Origin of the sequence: Rhodovulum sp. 12E13, assembly GCF_003340565.1 — a bacterium.
Lineage (GTDB): Bacteria > Pseudomonadota > Alphaproteobacteria > Rhodobacterales > Rhodobacteraceae > HLUCCA09.
Window position 1 is genome coordinate 207,860 of the sequence record NZ_QPLK01000007.1, and the last position, 6,839, is coordinate 214,698.

Below are 6,839 nucleotides of genomic sequence, written 5' to 3' on the forward strand. Positions count from 1 at the left end.
CTCCCTATGCCGCGCCCGCGCCCCGAGCGAAAGCGGGAGGCGCTGTCGCAGGGCAGCGGCGACCGCGCCGACGGTGGAAACGTGCAGAACATTCATGGAACGCTTCTTTAACTCGTCTGCATTCCGCGCTACTCTCGGACCATGAGCAGTTACGACGATTTCGAGGCGTTCGAGCAGGCCGTTCCCCTCTCGCAGCGCGCCATGGCGCAGGCGGCCCCGTCCTACCTGGACGGGCTGAATCCCGCCCAGCGCGAAGCGGTCGAGGCGCTGGAGGGCCCGGTGCTGATGCTCGCTGGCGCGGGCACCGGCAAGACGCGCGCGCTGACCGCGCGGATCGCGCATCTGCTGGCGACCGGCACGGCGCGGCCGAACGAGATCCTCGCCGTGACCTTCACCAACAAGGCGGCGCGCGAGATGAAGGCGCGCGTCTCGGGCCTGATGGGCCACACGGTGGAGGGGATGCCGTGGCTGGGCACCTTCCACGCGATCTGCGTCAAGCTGCTGCGCCGCCATGCCGAGCTGGTCGACCTGAAGTCGAACTTCACCATTCTCGACACCGACGACCAGCTGCGCCTGTTCAAGCAGCTCATCCAGGCCGCCGGCATCGACGAGAAGCGGTGGCCGCCGCGCATGCTGGCCGGCATCGTCGACAACTGGAAGAACCGGGCATGGACGCCCGACAAGGTGCCGGCCTCGGAGGCCAATGCCTTCGATCGGCGGGCGGTGGAGCTCTACGGGCACTACCAGGCGCGTCTGCGCACGCTGAACGCGGTCGATTTCGGCGACCTGCTCTTGCACATGCTGACGATCTTCCAGACCCACGAGGACATTCTCCGGCAATACCGTCGCTGGTTCCGCTACATCCTCGTCGACGAGTATCAGGACACGAACGTCGCCCAGTACATGTGGCTGCGGCTGCTGGCCGGGGGCCACAGGAACATCTGCTGCGTCGGCGACGACGACCAGTCGATCTACGGCTGGCGGGGTGCCGAGGTGGGTAACATCCTGCGATTCGAGACCGACTTTCCCGGCGCCAGGGTGATCCGGCTCGAGCAGAACTACCGCTCGACCCCGCACATCCTCGCCGCCGCCTCGGGGGTGATTGCCGCCAACAAGGGCAGGCTGGGCAAGACCTTGTGGACCGATGCTGACGAGGGAGAGAAGGTTCGCCTCATAGGTCATTGGGATGGCGAGGAGGAGGCCCGCTGGGTGGGCGAGGAGCTGGAGGCGCTGGGCCAGGGCACGCGGGGGATGGAGCCGACCGGCCTCGACGCCTGCGCGATCCTCGTGCGGGCCAGCCACCAGATGCGCGCCTTCGAGGACCGATTCCTGACCATCGGCCTGCCCTACCGCGTGATCGGCGGCCCGCGCTTCTACGAGCGGATGGAGATCCGCGACGCGATGGCGTACTTCCGGCTGGCGACCAGCCCCGACGACGACCTCGCCTTCGAGCGGATCGTGAACACGCCCAAGCGGGGCCTCGGCGACAAGGCGCAGCAGAAGACCCAGGTGGCGGCGCGCACAAACGGCGTGAGCCTGCTGGAGGGCGCGCGGCTGCTGCTCGCCTCGAAGGGGCTGACCGGCAAGGGCGCCGCGGCGCTGTCGGAGCTGATCGCCGGCGTCGATCGCTGGGCGCATGCGGCGCGCGACCCCGGGCAGAGCCACATCGAACTGGCCGAGCAGATCCTCGACGAGTCAGGCTACACCGCGATGTGGCAGAACGACAAGACGCCCGAGGCGCCGGGGCGGCTGGAAAACCTGAAGGAGCTGGTGAAAGCCCTTGAAGAGTTTGAAAATCTCCAGGGCTTCCTGGAGCACGTCGCGCTCATCATGGACAACGAGGCCGAGGACGATGTCGCGAAAGTGACGCTGATGACGCTACACGCGGCCAAGGGCCTCGAGTTCCCCGTGGTCTTCCTGCCGGGCTGGGAGGACGGGCTGTTCCCCTCGCAAAGGTCGATGGACGAGAGCGGCCTCAAGGGCCTCGAGGAGGAACGGCGGCTGGCCTATGTCGGCATCACGCGGGCCGAGCGGCTGTGCACGATCTCCTTCGCGGCCAACCGGCGGGTCTATGGCCAGTGGCAATCGGCGCTGCCCTCGCGCTTCATCGACGAGTTGCCGGAAGAGCACGTCGAGGTGCTGACCCCGCCCGGTCTCTACGGCGGCGGCTACGGCGCCGCGGGCATGGCCGCCTCTGCCTCGCCGGAGATCATGGCGCGTCAACGCTCCGACCTGCACGAGCGCGCGGCGCGGGCCGATGTCTATAACTCTCCCGGCTGGAAGCGGATGCAGGCGCGGGCGGCCGAGCGGCCCATGAGCCAGCCGCGCGAGACGCGCGCCATGGTGATCGACGCCGAGGCGGTGTCGGCCTTCTCCGAGGGCGAGCGCGTCTTTCACCAGAAGTTCGGTTACGGCGAGGTGGCCGAGATCGAGGGCGACAAGCTGGCCGTCGACTTCGACAAGGCGGGCGTGAAGAAGGTTCTGGCGAAATTTCTTCTGCCCGAGGCGCAGGCAGGGGATGTGCCGTTTTGACCTGCGGCAAGTTTTCTGGGTAACTGACCCCCGACCGATTCATGGGCACGCGCGGCGCGTGCCTGCAACGAGGACAGGCATTTGAAAGTACTGGTTGTCGAGGACGACCCGAATCTCCGTGCGCTCTGGGGCGCGGTGATCGAGCGTGCCGGCCACACCGCCCGCCAGGTCGAGACCGAGCCCGCCGCCCGCGACCTGCTGATGGCGGAGCCTTTCGATCTCGTTTTGCTCGACCTTTTCCTCGGCGAGACCGATGGCGTGTCGGTCGCCAACTTTGCCACTTACCTCAATCCGGCCTGCAAGGTCGTCGTGATCACCGGCACCGCGCTCTATCCCAAGGGAGAGCTGTTCGCGATGGCGCCCTCGATCTGGGCGGTCATGCGAAAGCCGGTCGATATCGAGGACGTGACGGCGCTGTGCGAGCACGTGGCGGGCAACGGCACGCTGCCCCCGCCCGAGGCGCTGTCGACGAGGGGGGCCGAGTTCCGCAGTTGAGGAGGGAGGGGGCCGGCCCGGCCGCGCGCGTGAGGAGGATGCGCGCGGCCGGGCCGGCCAGAGCCCTGCAGCCGGCCAGGAGCTGCGGCTGGCCCGAAAAATGAAAAAGGCGGCGACACCAGGGAGGAGGAAGGTGCCGCCGCCAGAAACAGAAAACCCAGGGAGGAGGAAGGGCTTTCTGAACCTTGTGGTCCGGGGCCCGTGGCCGCCTCCCGGACCTCTGCCCGTCGGCGACGCCGCCCCGTTCCGTTGATCTCAAGATACGCGGATGCTGCGCTTGCACAATAGCGCGGGGCTCAATGCTGCCATGCAGAAAATGCATATGCAGCACTGACCTATTTTTTCGGCAGGGATGCCCGGTATCGGGGCAGTTTCGCAACGCTTCGCGCGCCCTTGCATGTCCGGCGTCAGCCGCCACGTTGGGCGCACCAGCGAACGGCACGGCAAGGAGGGGCACATGGCGGTCACGCGGGACGAGGTGATGGAGGCGCTGCGACGGCTGACGCTGCCCGATGGGCGCGACGTGGTCTCGCGCGATCTGGTGCGCGCGCTGACGGTCACGCCAGACGGCGAGGTGTCGTTCGTGCTCGAGGCGGCGGATGCCGGAGAGGCGCAGGCGCTCGCCCCCGTCCGCCAGGCGGCAGAGCAGATGGTGGCGAAGCTGCCGGGGGTGACGAAGGCGAGCGTGGTGCTTACGGCCCACGGCCCTGCGGGCAAGGCGCCCGCCCAGCCCACGACGCCGCCGCCCGACCTCAAGATCGGCCGCCACCCCACGCAGGCGCAGGGCGGCCCGGCCAAGGTGGCCGGCATCGACCGCATCGTGGCGGTGGGGTCGGGCAAGGGGGGCGTCGGCAAGTCGACGGTCTCGGCCAACCTCGCCGTGGCACTGGCGAAGCAGGGGCGGCGCGTCGGGCTGCTCGACGCCGACATCTACGGCCCCTCCCAGCCCCGCATGATGGGCGTCTCGAAGAAGCCCGGCTCGCCCGACGGCAAGGCGATCGAGCCGCTGCATGCCCACGGCGTCACGATGATGTCGATCGGGCTCATGCTGAAGCCCGAGGAGGCGGTCGTCTGGCGCGGGCCGATGCTGATGGGCGCGCTGCAGCAGTTGCTCGGGCAGGTGGCATGGGGCGATCTCGACATCCTCGTGGTCGACCTGCCGCCGGGCACGGGCGACGTGCAGCTCACGCTCTGCCAGCGATACCAGGTCACCGGCGCGCTCGTCGTCTCGACCCCGCAGGATGTGGCGCTGATGGATGCGCGCCGCGCGATCGACATGTTCGACAAGCTCAAGGCGCCGGTGCTGGGGCTGATCGAGAACATGTCGACCTATGTCTGTCCGAACTGCGGGCATGAGGCGCATCTCTTCGGGCAGGGCGGCGTGGAGGCGGAGGCGGCCAAGCTTGGCCTGCCCTTCCTCGGGGCGCTGCCGCTCGAGCTCGAGACCCGGGTCGCGGGCGATGCCGGCGTGCCCGTGGCGGCGGGCGAGGGCAAGGCGGCCGCGGCCTACGCCGCGCTCGCACGCCGTCTGGTCGAGCAGGGCACGGCCTGACGCCCTTTTCCTGATCCCCTCGCGCCCCCCTCTCCGCCCGGGCCCGCATGGGACCCGGTGGGACGGCGGGGGCGCCATGGGAACCCATCCCACCGCGGCTTGCCCCGGACGGTTCCGGGCTTTCCTGTCGATCTTTGACGGTCTGGACCGGCGGTGATGGCCCCCTGCTGCCGGGGAGCCGCCAGATTCGCTCCGGCCCGACGCGGCATATCCACGCCAGAGTCAATCCGAACCAGTGTCGTGGCGAGGCGAATGCGCAAGCTTGTTGCGCTTCTGCACGCTGCCGTGATCGAAAGATACCGGCGGTGGCACAAGATCGTGTGGCTGCGCCCTCACCCGCTACAATATCCCCTCCGATCCTGTCGTGGCCGTGTCGGGCCGTGTGATCGGTGTCGACGGAAATTGGCTGTTTCCCGTCATTTCCCATTGGTGCCCGCGAGTTCCCATGGCATACCTGTTTCCACGATGAGGACGGGACAACAGAGGGGCATCCCAACAAGCCCCCGAACATCCCAAGTCAGGTTTCATACAGGCACCCCGCTTCATCGACCAAAGAGATCCGGCGCGCGGGCGAGCAGACATCCCCCCAGGTGGCACGCGCAGCCGGACGACCCCTAGGATGGGGCAGAGGGCGGCGGATCAGACAGTGGCAGCGGTCTGATCCGCCGTTTTCTTTGAAAAACCTACAAGAATCCGGGGGGCGGGACAAGGAGCGTCGGGGTGGAGCACCTTCTGGAGCTCACCTTCACGGGGACGAGCCGCCACAAGGTGGACGGCAAGGGCAGGGTCTCGATCCCCGCCCAGTTCCGCCGCGTCCTCGAGGCCGCCGACCCGAAGTGGCAGGACGGGCTCGCGCCGCGCCTCTTCATCGCCCACGGCCCCGAGGACCAGGCGTTCCTCGACTGCTATTCCGTCGCGGCGATGGAAGAGATCACCCGAAAGATCGACGCGCAGCCGCTCGGCTCGCCCCGGCGCGAGGCGCTGGAATACTACTTCAACGGCCAGACCTTCGGCAGCGCGACCGACGAGACGGGGCGGCTGGTCATGTCGGCCGCGCTGCGCCGGCAGATCGGCGTGACGGGCGAGGCGGTGCTGGTCGCGCGCGGCAAGTCGTTCCGCATCCTCAGCCCCGCCGCCTACGACGCCTACGCCGCCGAGCAGCGCGAGCGCCTCGCGGCACTGGCCAAGGGCGGCAACCCGCTGGCGCTGCTGTCGGAAGGAGAGTGAGCGATGGCCGCCGCCGCGCCTGCCGCAGACCACCCCGAGGCGCCCCACGTGCCTGTGCTGATCGACGCGCTGATTGCCGCGGTGGCGCCGGTCGAGGGGCGCTGGGTCGACGGCACGTTCGGCGCGGGTGGCTACACGCGCCGCCTGCTCGAGGCGGGGGCGGCGCATGTCACGGCCATCGACCGCGATCCCGCGGCGCTCGCGGCGGCCGCGGGCTGGGCGGCGGCCAAGCCGGGGCTGACGCTGGTCGAGGGCCGGTTCGGCGAGATGGAGCGGCTGGTGGAGGGCCCCGTGCAGGGCGTCGCGCTCGATCTCGGCGTGTCGTCGATGCAGCTCGACCGCGCCGAGCGGGGCTTTTCCTTCACCCATCCCGGGCCGCTCGACATGCGGATGTCGGGGCAGGGGGCCTCGGCGGCCGATCTGGTCAACGGGGCGTCGGAGGGGCGGCTCGCCGACATCCTGTTCCATTACGGCGAGGAGCGCGCGGCGCGACGGATCGCGCGGGCGCTGGTGGCCGCGCGGCCCGTCGAGACGACCGAGCGGCTGGCCGAGGTGGTCTCGTCCTGCCTGCCGCGCCCGAAGCCGGGGCAGTCGCACCCGGCGACCCGCAGCTTCCAGGCGCTCAGGATCGCGGTGAACGACGAGTTCGGCGAGCTGATCCGCGGGCTCGAGGCCGCCGAGCGCCTGCTGGCGCCGGGGGGCGCCCTGGCCGTGGTGACGTTCCATTCGCTCGAGGACCGGGTGGTGAAGCGCTTCCTGCAGGTGCGGTCGAGCGATGGGGGCGGCGGCAGCCGTCACGCGCCTGTCGTCGAGGCGCCGGCGCCGACTCTGCGCCTTGCGCCCAGGAAGGCCATCGCGCCGTCGGCCGCGGAGGTGGCGGCGAACCCGCGCGCCCGCTCGGCACATCTGCGGGTCGCACGGCGGACGGAGGCGCCGGCGACACCGGTCGACCGCGCCGCGCTCGGCCTGCCGGGGCCTGCGGACTGGTGGGCGGCATGAGCGGCGCGGTGCCGGCCGGCCTCGGGCAGGCGCG

General features: G+C 69.8%; 5 protein-coding genes. All 5 read left to right on the forward strand.

The window, feature by feature from the left end; translation table 11 throughout:
* The first annotated feature begins 141 nt into the window (after window positions 1-141).
* The 5 genes from DLJ49_RS08850 (at window position 142) to rsmH (ending at window position 6,805) form a co-directional block, all read left to right on the forward strand.
* A complete protein-coding gene (locus DLJ49_RS08850; RefSeq protein WP_115393170.1) occupies window positions 142-2,532 on the forward strand; it encodes an ATP-dependent helicase in 2,391 nt (796 codons plus the stop codon).
* Between the two features lie 81 nt (window positions 2,533-2,613).
* Window positions 2,614-3,027 (forward strand): response regulator, encoded by a 414-nt coding sequence (locus DLJ49_RS08855; RefSeq protein ID WP_115393171.1) that lies wholly within the window; start codon window positions 2,614-2,616, stop codon window positions 3,025-3,027.
* Window positions 3,028-3,484: 457 nt separating this feature from the next.
* Window positions 3,485-4,579: an Mrp/NBP35 family ATP-binding protein gene (locus DLJ49_RS08860; RefSeq protein ID WP_115393172.1), complete on the forward strand. Its 1,095-nt coding sequence runs from the start codon at window positions 3,485-3,487 to the stop codon at window positions 4,577-4,579.
* A 720-nt stretch (window positions 4,580-5,299) separates the two neighbouring features.
* A complete protein-coding gene (locus tag DLJ49_RS08865; RefSeq protein WP_115393173.1) occupies window positions 5,300-5,806 on the forward strand; it encodes a division/cell wall cluster transcriptional repressor MraZ in 507 nt (168 codons plus the stop codon).
* Window positions 5,807-5,809: 3 nt separating this feature from the next.
* A complete protein-coding gene (gene rsmH, locus DLJ49_RS08870) occupies window positions 5,810-6,805 on the forward strand; it encodes a 16S rRNA (cytosine(1402)-N(4))-methyltransferase RsmH (protein WP_115393174.1) in 996 nt (331 codons plus the stop codon).
* Window positions 6,806-6,839: the final 34 nt, after the last annotated feature.

Coding starts and splice junctions, on each gene's coding strand:
- rsmH (WP_115393174.1), top strand. CDS start 5,810: ATGGCCGCCGCCGCGCCTGCCGCAGACCACCCCGAGGCGCCCCACGTG.
- DLJ49_RS08860 (WP_115393172.1), top strand. CDS start 3,485: ATGGCGGTCACGCGGGACGAGGTGATGGAGGCGCTGCGACGGCTGACG.
- DLJ49_RS08850 (WP_115393170.1), top strand. CDS start 142: ATGAGCAGTTACGACGATTTCGAGGCGTTCGAGCAGGCCGTTCCCCTC.